Origin of the sequence: Pseudonocardia aurantiaca (assembly GCF_039526725.1) — a bacterium.
Classification (GTDB): domain Bacteria; phylum Actinomycetota; class Actinomycetes; order Mycobacteriales; family Pseudonocardiaceae; genus Pseudonocardia; species Pseudonocardia aurantiaca.
On the sequence record NZ_BAAAJG010000023.1, the window covers coordinates 23171 to 42879 of the forward strand.

A 19709-nucleotide genomic window follows, 5' to 3' on the forward strand; every position below is an offset into this window, starting at 1 on the left:
CAGAGCTGCTCTGCACACACATACGCGCCGGTCAGGCAGTGCGCTCGCCGACGTCGAGCAGGTGGGCTGTCACCCACCGCACGACCTCCTGCACGAACACGGTCCGGTTCTCCGTGCCGTGCACCTCGTGCCCCTCGTCGTCGAATAGCAGGAAGCCGGGCGCGGCCCCACGCTCGCGCAGTGCGGCCACGATCTGCTCCGCTTCGACGAGCGGGACGTTCGTGTCGTGGGCGCCGTGCACCACCAGGAGCGGGGCGGTGATCAGGTCCACGTGGTGGAGCGGAGAGAGCTCCCGCAGCAGGGCAGCGTCGGTCTCGGGGTCGCCGTACTTCGTGGTGGCCGCCGACGCGATCCAGGGTTCGGTGCGGTCGTAGAAGGTGGCGAAGTCGGAGATCCCGCAGACGTCCACACCGACTGCGAAGAGGTCGGGGAACCAGGCCAGCGACACAAGCGTGAGGTAGCCGCCGTAGGAGCGGCCAGACACCCCGACGTGCGCGGGGTCCGCGAGCCCCGAGGACACCAGGAAGTCGGTGGCGGCGCGCACGTCCCGGATCGCGGCGAAGCGGCGCTCGCCGTCGTCCGCCGCGGCGAAGGTGCGCCCGTAGCCTGCCGAGCCGCGCACGTTCGGCGCGAACACGGCCACACCCTCGGCGAGCAGAGCCTGGAACAGCGGCTGGAACACCGGGCGCTCCTGCGCCTCCGGCCCGCCGTGCAGCCACAGCAGGGTGGGCAGCGGGCCCAGCGCGCCGCGCGGGCGGAAGAGCCACCCGGACAGGCGCAGCCCGTCCTCGGCGGGGAACTCATGGAGCGTAGGGGTCACCAGCGCGGCACCCTGCTCGGGCTCGGCGGGCACGAGCGGGGTGGCGTCGCCGTGCACGTCGAGCGGCACGCGGGAGAGCTGGGGCGGCGCCGTGGAACCCTCGCTCGCCACGAGCAGGGCCCGCCCGTCGCGGCTGAACGCGGCGCCGGTGACCACGTCGCCCGCGGTCTGCACGAGCGGCTCCAGCAGCGCCGAGCGCAGATCCAGCAGTTCGACCTCGCTGCGGCCGTCGACGTTCCAGACGAGTGCAGCGCGCACGCCGCTGGGGTCGAGGGCCACGAGGTCGAGGTCGTCGTCGGGGCGTTCGGCGATGGGATAGACGGTGGACACGCCGCTGCTGCCGCGCAGCGTCACGGCGAGCAGCGCGGGGCGCTCCCGGCCCGCGTCGGTGTGGACGTAGAGCTGGCGGCCGGTGATCCCGAACCGGGCGTCGGCGACGTTGGCGCCGCCGGGCAGCAGCTCGGTGCGGCGGCCGCTGCGCAGGTCCACGAGCTCCAGGCGGCGCTCGCCGCGGCGGCCCAGCCGGACGACAGCGCGCCTGCCGTCACCGCTGACCGCGCAGACCCGGGCCGCCGGGCCGGCCGCAAGCACGGTGGACGTGCCGTCGCGCAGGTCCACGAGGCAGGCCTGCCCGTCACCCGCGTCCGCACCGAAGATCGTGATGCCGAGCTGGCGGCCACCGAGCGACCACGTGCCGAGGGTGGCGGCCGCCGCGCCGGGGGCCGGCTCGTGCACCTCGCCGCCGTCGGGGGAGATCACTTGCACGCGGGTGCGCTCCCCGCCGTACGGGGCGGTCTGGGCGGCGAGCCACAGCCCGTCCGGCGACCAGCTCAGGGCCACGACGTCGCCATCGAAGGGCAGCGGCAGCTCCGGTTCGTCGACGGGGCTGCCGTCGGTCGGGAGCGGGGCGATCCAGGCGCGCGGGCGCCCGTCGCGATCGGAGATCCAGGCCAGCCGGGTGCCGTCGGGGGAGGGCACCGGATGGGTGTAGCTGGGCGGGAAGAGGCACAGCGGCGCGTCGGCGCCACCGCCGAGCTGGGCGAGCCGCCGCTCGGTGAACTCCGACACCCCCACCTGCTCCATATCCCTACAGCCCCCTCTCCTGCAGCCACATCTCCAACAGCGCCACTTGCCACAACGCGTTCGAGCCCAGGTTCGTCCGCTTCGCGTTCGGGTCGGTCAGCATGGCGTCCAGCCAGTCCCGCCGTACCAGCCCTCTCGCCTTCGCCACCGGGTCCGTGACGGCGTCGCGTACCCGGTCGAGGAACGGCCCTTCGAGGTGCCGGATCGCCGGAACCGGAAAGTACCCCTTCGGCCGGTCGATGATCCCGTCAGGGACGATGCCGCGTCCGGCCTCCTTGAGCACGCCCTTCCCGCCGTGGGCGAGCTTCAGCTCCGGCGGGCAGGCCGCGGCCAGCTCCACCAGCTCGTGGTCGAGGAACGGGACCCGCGCCTCGAGACCCCAGGCCATCGTCATGTTGTCGACCCGCTTCACCGGGTCGTCGACGAGCATGATGGTGGAGTCGAGCCGCAGCGCGGCGTCGAGGGTGTTGTCAGCGCCCGGCATCGCGAAGTGCTCCGCGACGAACGCCCGGCTGGGGTCGTGGTCGAACAGCCACTCGGGTTCGAGGATGCCGGCCAGTTCGGAATGCGGACGGTCGGTGAAGACGTCGGAGTACGCCCCCACGGCGCGGTTGCGGGGCACCCCGGCCAGCGGCGGGTACCAGCTGTAGCCGGCGAACACCTCGTCGGCGCCCTGCCCGGACTGCACCACGGTGACCGACTTCGACACCTCCTCGGCGAGGAGGTGGAACGCCACGCAGTCGTGGCTCACCATCGGTTCGGCCATCGCCTCGATCGCGTTGTCGACGGCCGGGAGCATGCGGGCGGGGTCCACCAGGATCTGCTGGTGGTCGGTGTCGAAGGTCTTCGCGACGAGGTCGGAGAACTCGAACTCGTCGCCGGCCTCGCCCGCAGCGGCGTGGAAGCCGACGCTGAATGTCTTCAGGCCCGACTGGCCCATATCCGCGAGCAGCGCGACCACCAGCGACGAGTCGAGCCCGCCCGACAGCAGCACGCCGACCGGGACGTCCGCGACCATCCGCCTGCGCACGGCGAGCCGCAGCGCCTCCAGCACGGCATCGCGCCAGTCGTGGGCGCTCATCCCGGCGAACTCCGGACGGCGGACGTGCTCGGGCCGCCAGTACACGTGGTCGCTGCTCGTGCCGTCGGGCTGGATCGTGCGGACGGTGGCGGGCGGCACCTTGCGCACCCCCGAGAGGATCGTGCGCGGCGCCGGGACGACCGAGTGGAACGTCATGTAGTGGTGCAGGGCGATCGGGTCGATCGAGGTGTCCACGCCCCCGCCCGCGAGCAGCGCGGGCAGCGACGACGCGAACCGGAGCCTGCCGGGCGCCTCGGTGACGTAGAGCGGCTTGATCCCCAGCCGGTCGCGGCCCAGCGTCAGTACGCCGGTGTCGCGGTCGACGATCCCGAAGGCGAACATCCCGAGGAAGCGCTCCACACACGCCGGTCCCCAGTGCTTGAACGCCTTGATGAGCACTTCCGTGTCGGTGGTGGAGAAAAACCGGTAGCCGGCGGCCTCCAGGTCGGCCCGCAGCTCGCGGTAGTTGTAGATCAGGCCGTTGAACACGGCCGTGAGGCCGAGCTCTGCGTCGACCATCGGCTGCGCTCCGCGCTCCGAAAGATCGATGATCTTGAGGCGGCGGTGCCCGAGCGCCACCGCGCCGGCGGCGTGCACGCCGGAGCCGTCCGGGCCGCGGCGGTGCATCTCGGCGGTGATCCGTGCGACGGCCGCGACGTCGGGGTCGGAGCCGTCGAACCGGATCTCACCGGCGATACCGCACATACGCGCTACCTCTCGATCATCGGACGGACCCGGACACGGCCGTGGGTTCGAGTGGACGACGCGCCACCCCGTCCGCGCAAGTCAGGTCGGGTTTCGACTGTGTGTCGGCACGGCCTGTAGCCGCGGCCTCACGGCGGAGTGGTGGACTGACGCCCGTGACGACGACGCTCGGTGTGGTGTTCCGGCCCCAGTCCCCGCCAGAACGGCTGCGCGAGGTGATTCATTCCGCTGAGGCGGCAGGTCTGGCGGAGCTCTGGCTGTGGGAGGACTGCTTCCTCGAGGGCGGGCTGACGGCGGCCACCGCGGCTCTCGCGTGGAGCGAGCGCCTGCACGTCGGCCTCGGGTTGCTACCGGTGCCGCTGCGCAACCCGGCGGTAGCGGCGATGGAGATCGCCACGGTCGCGCGGCTGTTCCCCGGACGGTTCCTCCCGGGCCTCGGCCACGGCGTGCTCGACTGGATGGCGCAGGTCGGGGCCCGCGTCCCGTCTCCGATGACGCTTCTACGTGAACACACCACGGCCGTCCGCGACCTGCTCCACGGGCGCACGGTCGACGTCGACGGGCGGTTCGTGCACCTGGAGCGGGTGGCGCTGGACTGGCCGCCTGCCGATGTGCCGCCCGTCTTCGTCGGGGGGCGCGGCCCGAAAACCGTGCGGCTCGCCGGGGAGGTGGGCGACGGCGTGCTGCTCGACTCGGGGTTCACGCCACCGCAGGTCCGGGCCGCGTGCGAGCAGGTGGCCGAGGGCCGGGTGGCGGCAGGCCGCACCGGCGAGCCGTTCCGCACCGTCGTCTACGCGGAGCTGGACACCAAGGCGGGTGACCTGCAGGGGCGGGTCGAGGAGACCGTGGGCGCCTTGAGCGAGGCAGGCGCCGACACGGTGGTGCTCCAGGCGACGGGCGAGCACCCGGACCCTGAGCCGCTGATCGAGGCGGTCGCTCAGCGCCCCCGGTAGGCCTATTGCCCCACGGCGAGCACCAGCACGAGGAGTTCGCCGTCGCGGATCTCGTAGACGATGCGGTAGTCGCCCGTCCGCACGCGCCACTCGCCGGCACCGCCGACCAGTTGGGTGGCGGCGGGCGGTCGGGGCTCGTCGGCCAGTAGCTCGAGAGCTGCCTGGACGCGGCGCCGGGCCTGCGGATCGAGCTTGCGAAGCTGCCGGGCGGCTTCGGTGAGCACGCGTTACCGCAGCACCCAGGTGTCCTTCGCCCCGCCGCCGCGCGAGGAGTTGACGATCATGCTGCCGGCCGGGGCCACGCGGGTGAGCGCGGCGGGGGCCACCTCCACCGAGGTGCGCTCACCGAGCCTCGACTGCAATACGAACGCACGCAGGTCCACCGCACGCGGCTCCAGCCGCCCCGCGCAGAACGTCGGGTGTGTCGAGAGCTTCACCAGGTCCTGCGCCACCCAGCCCGCGGGCTCGGCGCGCACCTTGTCGGCGAGCTCGGCCAGCTCCCTGCGGTCGGCGTGCGGCCCGATCACGATCCCCTTGCCGCCGTAGCCGTCCACCGGCTTCAGCACCAGCTCGTGGAGCCGGTCGAGCACCTCGGCGCGGCGATCGGGGTCGACGCACGGGTATGTCGTCACGTTGTCCAGCAGCACGTCCTCGGCCAGGTAGTACTCGATCATCCGCGGAACGTAGGCGTAGACGAGCTTGTCGTCGGCCACGCCGTTGCCCATCGCGTTGAGCAGCGCGACGTGGCCCTTGGCCACCGCGCCGGCCAGCGCGCGCCCGATGGGGCGCAGGTCCGCCCCCTCGGCGCGGAGCAGGTCGCCCTGGTCGAGGCGGCGGTAGAGGGCGGAGAGCCGGCGCCGGGCGCCGGACCCCACGAGGTAGACGCCGTCCTCGGTGACCTGCAGGTCCCGCGGCATCACGAGAGGCACGCCCATGTGCTCGGCGAGCAGCCGGTGCTCGAAGAACGCCGAGTCGGACGGTCCGGCCGAGAGCAGGGCGACCTCGTCGTGGCCGGGCGCGTCGAGCTCAGTGGCCGAGAGCAGCGTGGAGCGCAGCATCCCGGGCACCGGCTCGAGCCCGACGACACCTTTCGGCGGTTCGAGGTCGGGCATCACGCTGCGGATCAGGCGCCTGCTCATGATCGAGTACCCGATGCCGGACGGGACTCGCAGGTTGTCCTCGAGCACGAGCCAGCGGTCGGCGCGATCACGCACGAGGTCCACGCCCGCCACCGCGATGCGCACCGCGCCCTCGGGCACGAGCTTGCCGAGCCGGCTCCAGCCGGGCGCGTCGTCCACGACCTGCGCGGGCACGACACCGTCGTTGACGATCTCGCGATTGCCGTAGACGTCGCGCAGGAACGCCTCCAGCGCGCGCACCCGCTGCGCGAGCCCCGCGGTGAGCCCCGTCCAGTCCTCCGCGGTGACGATGCGGGGCACGAGGTCGAGCGGGAAGAGCCGGTCGGTGTCGCCGTCGCCCACCCTGAACGTGACGCCGCGGGCGCGCTGTTCGGCGTGCAGCGCGGACTCGGCCGCCACCATGCCGCGCGGTCCGAGCCGGTCGAGCGCCCGGAACATCCAGCCGTAATGCGGCAGCACAGTGCCGCTCTCGCTGACGGCCTCGTCGAACGCCGGCCGCTCGCCGTCCTCCGGGCGGTAGCCGACGAGCAGCGTCGGCGTCGCCGGGACGGTCTGGGCGTGCTCGATGTCCGGGATGCGGCTCTGGGTGTGCGCGATCAGCACGTCGACGACGTCGGTGAGTTCCCCGCGGCGGCCGAACACCCGGCGCTGGCGGGCGGCCCCGCTGCCCCTCGCCAGGGTGGCCTGGGAGAGCTCGAGCACCTGCTCCCAGTCGCCCAGCTCCTCCAGGTGCGGCCGGAGCTGGTCGACCAGCTGCCCGACGAGCAGCGGCGGGGAGACCAGCGACGGCCCCTCGAGGTCGACGAGGTCGCCCTCCAGGCCGGAGCGGGCGGCCCGCCAGCTCGCCGCGCGCAGCAGCTCGTAGCGCGGCGACTCGGGGAGCGGCAACCCGGCCGCGAGGTCCTCGCGCGCCTTGCCCACCAGGGCACGGAAGAGCCCGGCGACGAGCACGACGTCATCCACCTCCGGGCAGGCGTCGCACACGCGCAGCTCAACCGTGGGGAGGTGGGCGCTCGGGCGGATGTCGAAATAGACCATCCCGGGGTCGCTGATCGTGCCCGAGGAGATCAGCTCGGAGACCATCGTGTCGTAGTCCTCGGCCGTCTCCACGTGCCCTGGCGGCCCCGCCGTCGGCCAGCGCGACCACACCATCGACCGGAAGCTCGCGTACCCGGTGTCGCGCCCGTTCCAGTAGGGGGAGCTCGCCGAGATGGCGAGCAGGATCGGCATGTACGGCGCCACCCGCCGCACCACCTGCACAGCGCTGTCGCGGTCCGGGACGTCCACGTGCACCTGGGCGCCGCAGATGTGCTGCTCGCGCACGAGCATCTGGTACTCGTGCTGCATCCTCTCGTAACGGGCGCCCGCCGAGATGGCGTCGCCGTCCGGCTCGGCCAGCGGCACGGTGCCCGCCGCCACCACACCCAGCCCCAGCGGCTCGGCCACTGCCTGGAGCCTGCCGCGCAACCGCTGCAGGTGGGCGCGCAGTTCGTCGAGGGTGCCGCAGGCCGGGGTGTTCGTCTCCACGAGCGAGCGCTGCAGCTCCGGCGCGAACTCGGCGCCGTCGAGCTTGGCGAGCAGAGCGTCGACCTCCGGCGCCGCTCGCCGCGATTCCAGGTCGACGACGTGGAACTCCTCCTCGACGCCGAGCAGGGGGAGGTCACTCATGGCTGAGACGCTATGAGGCGTTTGTTACGCCCGTAATGCCCGGATGTGACTCCGCTTTCGGTGCGCACGGCTCCACTGTGCCCCGTCGGCGAGCGCGCCACACCAGCCGATGTCCGAGGTTGGACCGTCTGGCGGATCAGCCGTACGCCGCCTCGAAGAACGCCAACTCCAGATCGACCGCGCGGGTGAACATCTCCCGCACCCGCTCGGCGTGCGCGTCGTCGAGGCCCGCCGTGACGCTGTCGAACTCGGCGCGCAGAAACGCCACCCACGCCTCGAAGGCCGCCCCGCGATGCAGCTCGATCCACTCCCGCTGGATCGGCTCGTCCGGTGCGGTGGCGTCGGGCCGGGTGGCCCAGTCGAGGTAGAGCCACTCCGCGACGAGCAGCACCGCAAGGCACGAGGGGTAGTCGGCGCTGCGACGCGCCTCGTCCATCAGCGCGATGAACCCCTGGGTGGGCGCCAGCAGCAGGGGATTGGTGCGGTCGCCCAGCGGGACGTCCAGGGCGTCGAGGGCGCGGGTGAAGAAGTCGTTCTCGGGGCCGGCGACCACCGCGAGCTGGCGGGCGTGGACGACCCGTGGCCGCACCGAATCGGCGCTCGCGACCGCAGCACCCATCAGCGCGACGAACGCGTCGAAGAACTGGTGGTCCTGCGCGAAGTAGGTGGCCAGCACCCCCGGGTCCACCTCGCCCCGCCAGATCTCCTGAACGAAGCGGTGCCCGACCGCGGCGTCCCAGATCGGTCCGGTCAGCTCACGCAGCTCCTGGGACAACGCCACGGGTCAAACCCTACCGACGCACGCGGCCGCACGAGGCGCTGGCGCAGTTACACGCTCGGCACACACAACTACAGGCTCTGCACACACATACGCGTCCACCGGAGGCCGGTCGGCCGTGACATGCACATCAGGGCTGTTCGATCTTCGCTGGATCGCTCTGGTGCGCATCTCACGGGCTGTTGTGTGTATGTCCCGCCCCCACTCCAGCCGGACCGGGTGCGCGCGCTGACGGTGCTCCCGACGGACCGTGCCGATCACGGCAGAACCCTACCGGCTCGACGCGGCCCGACTCGCCGAGCTGAGCTGGGAATCTTCTCCTCCGTGGCGGTATCAGCACGCAGCGCGACGGCTCCTTCTGCCAGGGAGCGTCGGGGGGAGGTCACATGCGCCACGGCTCGGCAATCGGACGAGGGCTGGCCGCGGTCCTGGCGGGCTCAGCGCTGGTGCTGGCGGCACCGGCCGCGGCGGCCGCCCCACCTCCCCCGAAGGCAAGCCTGTCGATCAACCCGACCGGCGGGGTTGTGCCCGCCTCGGTAACGGCCGAGGTCGACTGCGGGGCCGGCGACGACTCCGGCTGGCGCATCGACATCGGGGGCGGCACGCCCGTCTCGATCCTCGGGTTCGACCTCGTCCAGCCGGGCGCCAGCAGCGGGACGGTCGGCTTCGAGATACCCGCGGACGCGCCGGGCGGGAGCTACACCATCGGCGCGTACTGCCTCCCGCTCTCCTCGGACGCAGACCTGGGCGCGCTGGTCGACACCGCCGTGTTCACCGTCGAGCAGCCGGTCCCGGACCCGTCGGTCCTGCCGCGGCCCGGCCGGGCCAGGGTGGGCGAGGCGGTTGTGCTGGCCGGCGACTGGCTGCCGGGTTGCTCGGGCGACACGTGGACGGCCGTCATCGCCGGGATCTCCCAGCCCGCGGCGGTCCGCTCGCTGACGCCGATGCAGACGTTCGCGTCGGCGCCCGAGCGGTACGCGGGCGAGTTCAGGGTGACCGTCCCGGCCGGCGCGGCGGTCGGGCCGACGGAACTGGCGCTGGCGTGCTCCGGCGTCGTCATCGCGACCGCCCCGTTCGAGGTTGCGGAGACCCGCCCGACCACGACCCCGACGACGGATCCGACGACCGACCCGACGACCAGGCCGACTCCGAGCCCGGTGCGACCAACGGGAGGCGGCGGCTCGGTCTCGGGCGGCGGGTCCGGCCCGGACGTATCGAGCGCGGGCGGCGGCCAGACCGTCCCCGACCCGACTCCCGTCGCGCTGCCGGCTCCCCAGCCCCAGACCGAGTCGCCGTCCGTCCTCCGCGTCGCGACCGTGCTGCCGAGCCTCGGTTCCGGCCTCCTCGCCCTCCTGATCGCGATCCTGGTGCTGCGGGCGTACCTGGCGCGGTCGGGCCGGGACTGGGCGGCACGGCACGTGCAGGTGATCCTCCGGCAGGGGAGCGTGCGGCGATGACAGCGAACCCAACACGGCCAGCGAACTCACCACGCCGGCCCGTGCGGGCGCGGGACGTCTTGCGGCTGAACAGGCGCGGCCTTCCCGAGGCCGGGTCGACCGCGCTGAGCGGCGCGCAGCGGGCCGGCCGCGCTCGGGCGGCTGCGACAGGGGCGCTCATCGCCGCCAGGGCCATCGAGATGCTCGACGAGGACCTCGGCGGGATGCTCGTGCGGGTCCTGGAGCGGCACACCGCGCTCGGCGAGGCAGGGCGGCAGTCACGCCTCGACCCCGGCACCGCCCTGTACGTGGACCTCGCCCAGCTCCGCTCGATCCCGGCCTCCGTCACCGCCGAGCTGGACGTCTACGTCGACCGACTGCATCGGGCCACCGTCACCGCGGTGCTCGAGGTGGAGTTCGGCCTTTTGGGCGTGCGGGCGGTGGTGCAGGACGGCTGGGTGACCGGTGTCGACGGGCAGCAGAGCGTGACTGCGGTGCTGAAGGTGGAGTCGATCCAGGTCGGCAACCGCGCGCCGGTGCCGCTGGAGGACTGCATCCTGTTCGAGAGCGGCAGCCGGACCGAGCGGGCTCCCATTGCGCTGCCCAACCCGATCCCGCTGGGCCACAGCCCCGGCGACCAGGCCGGACCCGCCCCGTACTGACAGTTGCAGCGCTACCCGGCCCGGGTCGCCGCGAGGTGCGCCGCCACCGCGTGCAGGTGCGCCACCCCCTCGGCGGAGGTGTGCACCGTGGCGTCCGTCCCCAGCGCGACGACGTCCTGCGTCAACCGGTCGAGCGAGTCGGCGCCGAGCCGCACCGTGGAGGTTGTGGCGTCCACCGCGGTCACGCGGCCCGGTATGGCTGACGGCAGGCGCGCGGCGACCACCTCTGCGGGTGCCCGCACCGTGACCATCGCTGTGTAGCGGTACGGCGCGGTGGTGATCGCCCGCCGCAGGTAGGCCGCGACGTCGTCGCTGGGCAGCGGCCGCTCGGTGAAGCGGAGCCGGACGGACGCCGGGTCGCTGATCCGGTCCACGCGGAACGTGCGCCAGTCGCCGCGGGTGGGGTCGAAGGCGAGCAGGTACCAGAGCCCGTACCCGGCGAGCAGCCGGTAGGGCTCCACGCGCCGCCGCGTCGCCGACCCGTCGCGGCTCCGGTAGTCGAACGTGACGATCTCGTGGTCGCGCACGGCGGCGGCCAGCACGCCGAGCACGGTGGGGTCCGCGGGCGCGCCGCGCCGGTCGGGGAGCGGCACGGTCGCCTCACCCACCGACGCGACCCGCCGGCGCAGGCGGGCCGGGAGTACCTGCGTGAGCTTGGCGAGCGCGCGCAGCGCCGTGTCCTCGACGCCCCTGGTGCCGGCCGCCATGAGGAGCCCGACGGCCACGGCGACGGCCTCGTCGTCGTCGAGCAGCAGCGGCGGCAGGTCTCGCGCGGACCCGAACCGGTAGCCCCCCGCCGTGCCGGTGGTCGCCTCGACCAGATAGCCGAGATCGCGCAGCCGCCCCATGTCGCGCCGCACCGTGCGGTCGGTGACGCCGAGCCGCTCGGCCAGCTCCGCTCCCGACCACTCGCGGCGGCTCTGCAGCAACGCGAGCAGGCGCAGCAGCCGGGCCGGGGTCGTTGCGGTCACATCGGCCAGGATGCCATCGCTTCCGGACCGATCCTGTCCGGAACGCTTCGTAGCGTCGCCGGCATGGGAGCAGTCCTCGAACGTGTGCAGGGGCCGGTGTTCCGGCCGGGGGAGAACGACTTCGACGAGGAGCGCAGCGGGTTCCAGACCGCGCACCGCCACCGACCGGATCTGGTGGTCGCAGCGACCGGGCCGCAGGATGTGCGCGCCGCCGTCACGTACGCCGCCGAACACGGCATGCCGGTGGCGGTGCAGGCCACGGGGCACGGCCTCGGCGTCCCGATCGACGGCGGGGTGCTGATCAGCACCCGCCGCATGACCGGCGTGACGATCGACCCCGCGGCGCGGACCGCGCGCGTAGCGGCAGGCGTGCGCTGGCAGCAGGTGGTCGACGCGGCCGCGCGGCACGGGCTGGGGCCGCTCAGCGGGTCGTCGCCCAGCGTCGGCGCTGTCGGCTACACGCTCGGCGGCGGCCTCGGGCTGCTCGCCCGCACGTACGGCTGGGCGATCGACCGCGTCCGCAGCGTCGAGATGGTCGCGCCGGACGGGCGGCTGGTCACTGCGAACCCGGCGCCGGCGCTGTTCCAGGACCTGCGCGGCGCGGCCGGTGTGGTGACCGCGATGGAGATCGGGCTCGTCCCCGTCACGCGCCTGTACGGCGGCGGCCTCTACGCCGACACCGCGCACGTGCCGGCGCTGCTCGACGCCTACCGGGAATGGACGGCGGACCTACCCGTCGAGCTGACGACCTCGGTCGGGCTGATCCCGTACCCGGATGTCGACGTGGTGCCGGAGCCGCTGCGCGGCCGGTACGCCGCACACGTCCGCATCGCGTTCGACGGCCCGACCGCCGAGGGCGAGCGGCTTGTGGCCCCGCTGCGGGCCGCCGTGCCGCTGCTGCGCGACACCCTCGGCGAGCTGGCCTACACCGACTCCGCCTCGATCCACAACGACCCGCGGCAGCCGCACGCCTACACCGGCACCAACGCCCTGCTACGGGAGCTCGACCCGGCCGTGCTGCGGGCCGTGGTCGAGCTGACCGGCCCGCAGGCGCCGCTGCCGTGCATCGTGCAGCTCAACCACCTCGGCGGGGCGCTCCGTCGCCCGTCCGCGGTGCCGGACGCCGGGCCGCACCGGCAGGCGGGCTACCTGTTGCGCGTGGTCTCGGTGCTCGACGGCACAGGTCGGCAACTGCCCGCGCACCGCAGGCTGTTGGACGCGGTGGCGCCATGGACGCTGGGCAGCTCGCCCAACTTCGTGTTTGGCCCTCAGGAGGAACACCAGCGCCGGTAGCGGCAAGTGAGGGCGCGCGGCGGGGGACCGGGGTCGTAGTACGGCTCGGGGAACATGCCCATGGCGGAGATCAGCCGGTAGAACGTGCGGGAGCTCGCGTCTACCAGGGAACCCTGAACGCCGGCGTGGTCCATCTTGGTCGCGTCGGCCCACGTCTGCTGGCGCAGCGGTGCGACCCCGTTCGCACCGACGACCATGAGGAAGGCGGTCTCCGGGGACCGCGCCGCGGCCAGTGGCGCGACCCAGCGTGGGGTGACGCTCTTCTCTTCGCCCGCGGTTCCCTCCAGCTCACGGCCGACGAGCTGCTGCGGTTCTGGAACGACTACATGGCGCTCTACCTGCGCTATGCGGACGCCACCGACCCTCCCACCGACGGTGCCGGCGCGTGCTGGTGCCGTTCTTAGCGTTCCCGACGTGGAGTGACCAAAAGGGCGTGCGCGGCCGACCCCTCGCCCGGCCGCGCACGCCCGCCTATCCCGCGGCGAGCGCGACCGTGGGGCTGCTCGCAGGCTCGTCGAACTGGGTGCGGTAGAGCTCGGAGTACCGGCCCTCCAGCACGAGCAGCTCGGCGTGCGTGCCGCGTTCGACGACTCGGCCGGCCTCCAGCACGAGGATCTGGTCGGCTGCGCGGATGGTGGACAGGCGGTGGGCGATGACCAGGGCGGTGCGGCCGGCGAGCGCCTCGCCGAGCGCCTCCTGCACGGCGGCCTCCGACGTGGAGTCGAGGTGCGCGGTGGCCTCGTCGAGAACCACGACCCGCGGCTTGGCCAGCAGCAGCCGGGCGATCGTGAGCCGCTGCCGCTCGCCGCCGGAGAGCCGGTAGCCCCGCTCACCGACAACCGTCTCGAGCCCGTCGGGCAGAGACGCCACCAGCTCGGCCAGCCGAGCCCGTTCGAGCACGTCCCACAGCTCGGCCTCAGTGGCGTCCGGGCCGGCGAGTAGCAGGTTGGACCGGATCGACTCGTGGAACAGGTGGCCGTCCTGGGTGACCAGGCCGAGCGCCCCGCGGATCGAGTCGAAGGAGAGGCCGCGCACGTCGACGCCGCCGATGCGCACCGACCCCGCGTCGACGTCGTAGAGCCGCGGGAGCAGCTGGGCGATCGTGGACTTGCCTGCCCCCGACGAGCCGACCAGCGCGATCATCTGCCCCGGCTCGGCCCGGAACGAGACGTCGTGCAGCACCTCCTCGCCGCCGCGCCCGTCGAGCCGGGCGACCTCCTCCAGCGACGCCAGCGACACCTTGTCGGCAGCCGGGTAGCCGAAGCGGACGGACTGGAACTCCACCGACAGCGGCCCGTCGGGCAGCGGCACGGGGTTGGCAGGCTCCGCGACCAGGGGCGGCAGGTCGAGCACCTCGAAGACCCGCTCGAAGCTCACGAGCGCGCTCATGACCTCGACGCGGGCGCTGGCGAGCGCCGTCAGCGGGGCGTAGAGGCCAGTGAGGAGGAAGGCGAGCGCGACGACGTCGCCTGCCGCCATCGAGCCGGTGATCGAGAGGAAGCCACCGAGGCCGTACACGAGCGCGAGAGCGAGTGCGGAGACGAGCGTGAGCGACGTGACGAATACCCATTGCACCATCGCGGTGCGCACGCCGATGTCGCGGACGCGCGCGGCGCGGGCGACGAACTCGCGCGTCTCTTCGGTTGGCCTGCCGAACAGCTTGATGAGCGTGGCGCCGGGCGCGGAGAACCGCTCGGTCATCTGCGTGCCCATGGCCGCGTTGTGCTCTGCCGCCTCCCGTTCGAGAAAGGCGAGCCTGCGGCCCATGCGCCGCGCCGGGAGGACGAAGACGGGCAGTAGGACGAGTGCGAGCAGCGTGACCTGCCAGGACAGGCTGAGCATCACGACGAGCGTCAGGACCAGCGTAACGACGTTGCCGACCACCCCGGACAGGGTGTCGCTGAACGCTCGCTGGGCGCCGATGACGTCGTTGTTCAGCCTGCTCACCAGTGCGCCCGTGCGGGTGCGGGTGAAAAACGCCACCGGCTGGCGCTGGACATGGTCGAACACGGCTGCGCGCAGGTCGAGGATCAGCCCCTCACCCAGCGAAGCCGAAAGCCAGCGCTGCGCGATCCCGATGGCGGCAACCGCCACCGCGATGACCGCGATGAGCAGTGCCAGCCCGACGACGACACCGGTTGGACCGCCACTCACGATCGCGTCGACGACCCGTCCGGCGAGCACGGGAGTGGCCACGGCCAGCACCGCGCCCACCACGCTCACCAGCAGGAACGCGGCCAGGCGTCTTCGGTGCGGCCGCGCGAACGACGCGATGCGCCGCAATGTGGCCATCGAGAACGGGCGTTTCTCGTCGGTGCCGTGCGCAGCGTGGTACATCTGCTGCCACGCCACCATCTCCATGCTCATCGTCTGGTCCCCTCCCGGCCTGCGCCCCGTGCGCTTTCCCTTGTATGACGTGCCGCGCCGCCGGAACTCATCGGCCTGCCTCGCGCGGATCAGTGTGGCGAGGGGGTCCGACAGTTTTCCGGCATTTTCGGTCCGTCCCGCCGCCAAAGCTAGGAGTTGAAGTCAGCTAGAGGTCAAGGTGGACGGTAGCCAAGACGGTTCCGCGACCGGCCGTTCCGGTCGGTGGACAGGTCAGTACGGCCACATGGGTGGCCCCTGTTGACCGGAATGGGCGATTCCATCACGATCATCATGATCCCTGTCACAGTCGACGTGGGCGCGGAGGCCGTCGTGACCGAGGTGCAGCGCAGCAGCCGGACCTACCCACTCGGCGTCAGTCGCCCCGATCTCGAGGTGGCCGACCTCCCCACGCCGGAGGAGGTGTTCCGGGTCTCCCGGATCGGGCCGCGCCAGCTCGTCATGTTCGTGGTGGGGCCGAGCCTCATCGCGCTGGGCATCTCGATCGGCAGCGGCGAGTGGCTGCTCGGGCCGCAGGCCGTCGGGCAGTACGGGTTCGTCGGCGTCGGCTGGGTGATCACGGTGTCCGCCCTGCTCCAGACGTTCTACAACGTCGAGTGCGCCCGCTACATCGTCGCCACGGGCGAGGTCCCCGTCGTCGGCTGGGGACGGGTGCCACCGGGCAAGATGCTGTGGATCCCGCTGTCGGCGTTCATCATCATCTTCGCGTTCATCGCGGGCGGCTGGGCCGCCTCGGCGGGGCAGGGCCTGTTCGCCCTCGTCAACGGCCGGGTCGCCGACCCCTCCGAGGTGCAGCAGACCCGCTGGTACGCAATGGGGCTGCTCGTCCTGGTCTTCCTCATCACGGCGCTCGCCCGCCGGATCAGCCGCGCGCTGGAGCTGTCCAACTGGGTGATGGTCGGCCTGATCCTGGCGACGCTGATCGTCGTCGACCTGATCGTCGTGCCGTGGAACGTGTGGTGGGAGGGCATCCGCGGGTTCGTCACCCCGGCCGCCCCGCCTGCGGGCATCACCGCCACGCAGCTCGGGGCGCTGGCCGGCTTCACGGCGCTCGCCTCCGGGCTGAACTGGTACGTGATGGCGCACTACCGCGACAAGGGCTACGGCATGGGTCACCGCACCGGTTACATCTCCGGGATGCGGGGCGGCCGGCGCGAGCTGTCGTCGGTGGGCGTCACGTTCCCCGACGACGAGCGCAACGCGACCATGTGGCGGCGCTGGTACCGGCTGCTGATGGTGGACATGTGGGGCGTGTTCTTCGTCGGCGCGATGCTCGGGATGCTGCTTCCGACCGTGCTGATGTCGCAGGCCGTGGTGCTGTCGGGCCAGCAGCCGACGCAAGCGAACGTCCCCACGTTCGTCGCGAGCGCCCTGCAGCCCGTGTACGGCAACGGGATGTTCTACGTGATGCTGCTGATCGGCGTGCTGATCCTCTTCTCGACGCAGCTGGGCATCTTCGAGGCGATGGTGCGCGTGGTCACCGACGCGCTGCCGGCCATGGGTCCCCGGATGCGCGAGCTGGTCGAGCGCGACCCGCGGCGCTTCTACTACCCGTTCATGATCGCGCTGCTCATCACGATCTCGATCATCCTGCACCTCGCCCTGCCGATCACGCTCGTGCAGTTCTCGGCGAACATGTCCAACCTGGGCGCGCTGATCTACCCGTTCATGCTGATCTACCTCAACAGCAAGCTGCCGCGCGCGGCCCGGCCGCGCCCGTGGCACTACGTGATCCTGATCCTCAACTTCCTGTTCTTCGGGTTCTTCTTCGTGAACTTCGTCGCCGACTTGTTCGGCGACCCGCTGATCACGTTCTGACGCGCCGGTTCCGCGCCGTTCGGGTAACTCTGGGAGCCTGGGCCCACACAGCTGGCACGGGCGAGCAGAGGAGTGGGCGTGACGACGACGGAGCGGCCCCGCCGGGGTCGGGGGACTGCGATCGGGGAGGGCATCACCTGGCTGGCGCGCTGGAGCCTCCGGCTGGTGCTGGTGGCGCTGGGCATCACGCTGATCGGCTGGCTGATCGGGCTGCTGTGGTCGTCGGTCGTGCTGCCCGTGATCATGGCTGTGATCATCACGACGGTGCTCTGGCCTCCCACGGCGTGGCTGCGCAAACACGGGTTCCCGCCCGCGCTCGCCGCCGCGACCGTGCTGCTGCTCGGCATGGTCGTGCTCGCCGGGGTGGTCGCGCTCATCGGCACGTCGGTGGCGAGCGCGATCCCACAGATCGCGACCAACGCGTCCACGGGCATCCAGTCGATCCAGCAATGGCTCTCCGGACCACCGCTCAACCTCGCACAGGGCCAGCTCGACGCGGCGCTGCAGACCGCCACAGCCCAACTGCAGGCCAGCATCTCCTCGATCACCACGAGCGTGCTCGCCACCGTCGGCAGCGTGGCGTCCGGAGTCGTCACGACACTGCTCACGCTGGTGCTCGCGTTTCTGTTCGCGAAGGACGGGTCGCGGTTCCTTCCGTGGCTCGGCGCGGTGCTGGGCGACGGCGCGGGCTCCCACCTCGCCGAGGTGCTGCGCCGCGTCTGGAAGACCATCACCGACTTCATCCGCGTTCAGGCCCTCGTGGCCCTGGTCGACGGGGTGCTGATCGGGCTCGGGCTGGTGATCCTCGGTGTGCCGCTGGCGATCCCGCTGGCAGTGCTGACGTTCATCGGCGGTTTCATCCCGATCGTCGGCGCGGTCGTGGCCGGGGCGCTGTCGGTGCTGGTGGCCCTGGTCAGCAACGGGTTCACGACCGCGCTGATCGTGCTGGGGATCATCGTCGCGGTGCAGCAGCTCGAGGGGAACGTCCTCCAGCCGATCCTGCAGGGCCGCAGCCTCGGGCTGCACGCCGCCGTGGTCCTGCTCGCCGTGACCGCCGGCTCCACCCTCTACGGCATCGCCGGGGCGTTTCTGGCGGTGCCGGTCGCCGCGGCGGGTGCGGTGGTGCTGCGTTACCTGAGTGAGCGCGTCGACGCGCGGGTGACGGGGGAGGCTCCGCCGCCGAGCGTGGACCCGCCGCTGGAGACGGTGCAGACCGTCGTCGCGAACCCAGGAGCGCCGAGTCCGGACGTCACCGAGCCGGACCCCGACGCGATCCTGGACCCGGAGACGGCGCTCGGACCATCGACGAGCGAGCCGGCGGGTCACACGCGGGACGTAGCCGACGGCGATGACGTCGATGACGTCGGTGCCGTCGGTGCCGTCGGTGCCGTCGATGACGTCGGTGCCGGCGATGACGTCGGTGACGGTGCCGGCACCGACCGCGTGGCGAGCGAGCCGGCGAGCGGCAACGCGCGTCGCAGACCGCACGCGGAGTAGCAGCTGACGGCCGCCCCGTCCCGTAGGGCAGGATTGTGCCCCGTGCGCGTCTACCTCGGTTCCGACCATGCCGGCTTCGAGCTCAAGGCCCACCTGGTCGCGCACCTGACCGGCCTGGGCCACGAGGCGATCGACGTCGGCCCCGCTGTGTACGACCCGGCGGACGACTACCCGCCGTTCTGCATCGAGGCGGCCCGCCGCACCCTCGCCGACCCCGGCAGCCTCGGGGTGGTGCTCGGCGGTTCGGGCAACGGCGAGCAGGTCTCCGCCAACAAGGTGCGCGGCATCCGCTGCGCGCTCGCGTGGAGCATCGAGACCGCCGCCCTCGGCCGCCAGCACAACGACGCCCAGGTCGTCGCCGTCGGCGCGCGGATGCACTCGCTCGACGAGGCCGCGGAGATCGTCGCGACGTTCGTGGCGACCCCGTTCTCGAGGGAGCCGCGCCACCAGCGCCGGATCGACATGGTCAGCGAGTTCGAGCGCACCGGCGTGCCGCCCGCGCTCCCGCCCGATCAGATCCCGGCGGCCCGGTAGGCGATGCCGGAAGGTCACACCCTCCACCGCCTCGCCGACCTGCACGCCACCCGGTTCGCCGGTGCCCCGGTCGCCGTGTCGAGCCCGCAGGGCCGGTTCGCGGCAAGCGCGGCGATCGTCGACAGGCGGGTGCTGGAGCGCACGGAGGCGCACGGCAAACACCTCTTCCACCACTACGGGCCCGACCTGGTGGTGCACGTCCACCTCGGCCTGTACGGCGTATTCAACGACGAGCCGCTGCCCGTCGCGGAGCCGCGCGGGCAGGTGCGGATGCGCATGGTGGGTCGCACCCACTACGCGGACCTGCGCGGGGCCACGGCGTGCGAGCTGCTCACCGACGCCGAGGCAACCGCGATCCGCGGCCGGCTCGGCGAGGACCCGCTGCGCGCCGACGCCGACCCCGACCGCGCCTGGTCGCGCATCTCCCGCTCCCGCGCCCCGCTGGCCACCCTCCTGATGGACCAGTCGGTGATCGCGGGCGTCGGCAACGTCTACCGCGCCGAGGTGCTCTTCCGGCACGGGCTCGACCCGCAGCTGCCCGGTCGCGCGCTCGGGCGGGACCGGTGGGACGCCGTGTGGGCCGATCTCGTCGGGCTGATGCACGAGGGGGTGCGCAGCGGGCGGATCGACACCGTCGCCGCCGAGCACGACCCCGAGCGCACCGGCCGCGCGCCGCGCCAGGACCGCCACGGCGGCGAGGTGTACGCCTACCGCCGCGCCGGGTTGCCCTGCCTGGTCTGCGGCACGCCGATCGCGCACGTCGAGCACGCGGCGCGCAACCTCTTCTGGTGCCCGACGTGCCAGCCTGCGGACGGCGTCCGGTCTCCGGTACGGATGCGGCGTTCCTGACGGCTACCGCTCCGGACGAGGCTCTTCGGTGTTTGAC

Annotated in this window: 16 protein-coding genes; 8 read left to right on the plus strand and 8 right to left on the minus strand. The window is 72.5% G+C overall.

Annotated elements, in window-relative coordinates:
• Window positions 1–31: 31 nt before the first annotated feature.
• Together ABD143_RS28245 and ABD143_RS28250 are read right to left on the minus strand one after the other, a co-directional pair.
• Window positions 32–1888 (minus strand): prolyl oligopeptidase family serine peptidase, encoded by a 1857-nt coding sequence (locus ABD143_RS28245; RefSeq protein WP_343984481.1) that lies wholly within the window; start codon window positions 1886–1888, stop codon window positions 32–34.
• Between the two features lie 19 nt (window positions 1889–1907).
• Window positions 1908–3689: an N-acetylglutaminylglutamine amidotransferase gene (locus ABD143_RS28250; protein ID WP_343984482.1), complete on the minus strand. Its 1782-nt coding sequence runs from the start codon at window positions 3687–3689 to the stop codon at window positions 1908–1910.
• Between the two features lie 155 nt (window positions 3690–3844).
• Between ABD143_RS28250 and ABD143_RS28255 the strand changes: the two genes are divergently transcribed.
• Complete coding sequence (locus tag ABD143_RS28255; protein WP_343984483.1) at window positions 3845–4642, plus strand: LLM class flavin-dependent oxidoreductase; 798 nt, start codon at window positions 3845–3847, stop codon at window positions 4640–4642.
• Between the two features lie 2 nt (window positions 4643–4644).
• Here ABD143_RS28255 and ABD143_RS28260 read toward each other — a convergent pair whose 3' ends face one another.
• The 3 genes from ABD143_RS28260 to ABD143_RS28270 form a co-directional block, all read right to left on the minus strand.
• Complete coding sequence (locus ABD143_RS28260) at window positions 4645–4866, minus strand: type II toxin-antitoxin system RelE family toxin (RefSeq protein ID WP_343984484.1); 222 nt, start codon at window positions 4864–4866, stop codon at window positions 4645–4647.
• A gap of 3 nt (window positions 4867–4869) precedes the next feature.
• The gene (locus tag ABD143_RS28265) at window positions 4870–7449 is read right to left on the minus strand and encodes a glutamate--cysteine ligase (protein WP_343984485.1); all 2580 of its coding nucleotides are present in this window, start codon (window positions 7447–7449) and stop codon (window positions 4870–4872) included.
• Window positions 7450–7585: 136 nt separating this feature from the next.
• Window positions 7586–8230 carry a TenA family protein gene (locus ABD143_RS28270; protein WP_343984486.1) on the minus strand — a complete coding sequence of 215 codons (645 nt, stop codon included), beginning with the start codon at window positions 8228–8230 and terminating at the stop codon, window positions 7586–7588.
• A gap of 383 nt (window positions 8231–8613) precedes the next feature.
• On the opposite strand from ABD143_RS28270, the gene ABD143_RS28275 reads away from it, so the two are divergent.
• Together ABD143_RS28275 and ABD143_RS28280 are read left to right on the plus strand one after the other, a co-directional pair.
• Window positions 8614–9684, plus strand: a complete 1071-nt coding sequence (locus tag ABD143_RS28275; RefSeq protein WP_343984487.1) for a hypothetical protein — start codon at window positions 8614–8616, stop codon at window positions 9682–9684.
• A gap of 41 nt (window positions 9685–9725) precedes the next feature.
• Window positions 9726–10325, plus strand: coding sequence for a hypothetical protein (locus ABD143_RS28280; protein ID WP_343984488.1), 600 nt, complete (start codon window positions 9726–9728; stop codon window positions 10323–10325).
• Window positions 10326–10336: 11 nt separating this feature from the next.
• Here ABD143_RS28280 and ABD143_RS28285 read toward each other — a convergent pair whose 3' ends face one another.
• On the minus strand, window positions 10337–11296 hold the full coding sequence (locus tag ABD143_RS28285; RefSeq protein ID WP_343984489.1) for a helix-turn-helix transcriptional regulator: 960 nt from the start codon (window positions 11294–11296) through the stop codon (window positions 10337–10339).
• Window positions 11297–11359: 63 nt separating this feature from the next.
• Here ABD143_RS28285 and ABD143_RS28290 point away from each other — a divergent pair, with 63 nt between their 5' ends.
• Window positions 11360–12589, plus strand: coding sequence for an FAD-binding oxidoreductase (locus ABD143_RS28290; protein WP_343984490.1), 1230 nt, complete (start codon window positions 11360–11362; stop codon window positions 12587–12589).
• Here the strand turns inward: ABD143_RS28290 and ABD143_RS28295 are convergent.
• Entirely contained in the window at window positions 12565–12786 is a 222-nt protein-coding gene (locus ABD143_RS28295) for a hypothetical protein (protein ID WP_343984491.1), read from the minus strand. The two genes, ABD143_RS28290 and ABD143_RS28295, sit on opposite strands and share 25 nt — an antisense overlap.
• A gap of 274 nt (window positions 12787–13060) precedes the next feature.
• Window positions 13061–14926 carry an ABC transporter ATP-binding protein gene (locus ABD143_RS28300; protein ID WP_343984530.1) on the minus strand — a complete coding sequence of 622 codons (1866 nt, stop codon included), beginning with the start codon at window positions 14924–14926 and terminating at the stop codon, window positions 13061–13063.
• Window positions 14927–15247: 321 nt separating this feature from the next.
• Here ABD143_RS28300 and ABD143_RS28305 point away from each other — a divergent pair, with 321 nt between their 5' ends.
• The 4 genes from ABD143_RS28305 to ABD143_RS28320 all read left to right on the plus strand — a co-directional run bounded on the left by ABD143_RS28305 (window position 15248) and on the right by ABD143_RS28320 (window position 19672).
• Window positions 15248–16792, plus strand: coding sequence for an Nramp family divalent metal transporter (locus tag ABD143_RS28305; RefSeq protein ID WP_343984492.1), 1545 nt, complete (start codon window positions 15248–15250; stop codon window positions 16790–16792).
• Window positions 16793–16870: 78 nt separating this feature from the next.
• Entirely contained in the window at window positions 16871–18289 is a 1419-nt protein-coding gene (locus ABD143_RS28310; RefSeq protein WP_343984493.1) for an AI-2E family transporter, read from the plus strand.
• A gap of 42 nt (window positions 18290–18331) precedes the next feature.
• The gene (locus tag ABD143_RS28315) at window positions 18332–18823 is read left to right on the plus strand and encodes a ribose-5-phosphate isomerase (protein ID WP_343984494.1); all 492 of its coding nucleotides are present in this window, start codon (window positions 18332–18334) and stop codon (window positions 18821–18823) included.
• Window positions 18824–18826: 3 nt separating this feature from the next.
• Window positions 18827–19672, plus strand: coding sequence for an Fpg/Nei family DNA glycosylase (locus tag ABD143_RS28320; protein WP_343984495.1), 846 nt, complete (start codon window positions 18827–18829; stop codon window positions 19670–19672).
• The last annotated feature ends 37 nt before the right edge of the window (window positions 19673–19709 follow it).